Origin of the sequence: Halobacillus sp. BBL2006, assembly GCF_000786645.1 — a bacterium.
Taxonomy (GTDB): Bacteria; Bacillota; Bacilli; order Bacillales; family Halobacillaceae; genus Halobacillus.
The window spans coordinates 1-820 of record NZ_JRNX01000501.1 but is presented as its reverse complement, the minus strand read 5'-3'; the positions used below and the strand labels follow the sequence as shown (position 1 = coordinate 820).

Sequence of the window (820 nt, the reverse complement as noted above, 5' to 3'; positions counted from 1 at the left end):
CGTCCGGGATCTTGTCGGTGCGCGAGTCGAAGAAATTGAATCGTTAACGAGTGAGCATGCGCTGGAATTAAAAGGGGCTGGAGAGTTTGCTTCGGTTCCTGCCCATATGTCGGTTTGGCGTGATTTGCTTGTGGCAGAAACAGCCGATGTGCTATACAGCTATCAAGACCAATTTTATGGAGATTATGCAGCTGTCACGAAGAACACCTTCGGGGAAGGCGTTGTCTATTATATTGGTGGAGGCATAGATGGAACTGCTCTTGATGTCATTGCGAAAAAAGTGGTAGAACGTCACTCTATCGACTATATTGAGTCCGATGAGGATGTGGAAGTCTATCGTCGTCATGCGGAGGATTCCTCTTATTTATTCGTGATGAATCATAGCGACCAGAAAAAGCAGCACGGCGCGATAGAGCTTCAACCCTATGAAAGTAAGATCGTAAAAGAGTAAGACTGTTCATTTCTATTATCTTCCACCTCAGGTCATCCAGATATTGGATGACCTGAGGTGGAAAAAAATGTAATAAAAACACCAGCACAGAAATTCTGCTCTGGTGTTTTTCATAGGTTCATAGTTTTTATGGAATTAAAGTAGCGTCAAACGAGTTCGTAACCGCCTGGTATTCAGCAGATCCTGATCCATAAAGGTCGGAGGCTACAGTTTCGACTGCGTTGCGCAAGTCTTCAAAGGTAGAGTCCGCTGTTAATAGATCAACGTTGGCATAGTAGAACAAGTCAAACGTTTTTTCTTCTCCAATGCCAGACACGCTTACGCCATTATGGCTTCCACCTTCAGACAATAGATAAGCGGCTTTATTAA

At 44.0% G+C, this 820-nt stretch carries 2 protein-coding genes; one reads left to right on the top strand and one right to left on the bottom strand.

Translation table 11 applies throughout. The features are described from left to right. Positions 1 to 451: beta-galactosidase trimerization domain-containing protein (locus tag LD39_RS14750; protein WP_035548727.1), on the top strand; the 451-nt coding region annotated here is incomplete at its 5' end. A gap of 127 nt (positions 452 to 578) precedes the next feature. On the opposite strand, the gene LD39_RS14745 is transcribed toward LD39_RS14750, so the two are convergent. After that, the coding region (locus LD39_RS14745) for a M4 family metallopeptidase (protein WP_035548725.1) at positions 579 to 820 on the bottom strand (242 nt) is incomplete at its 5' end.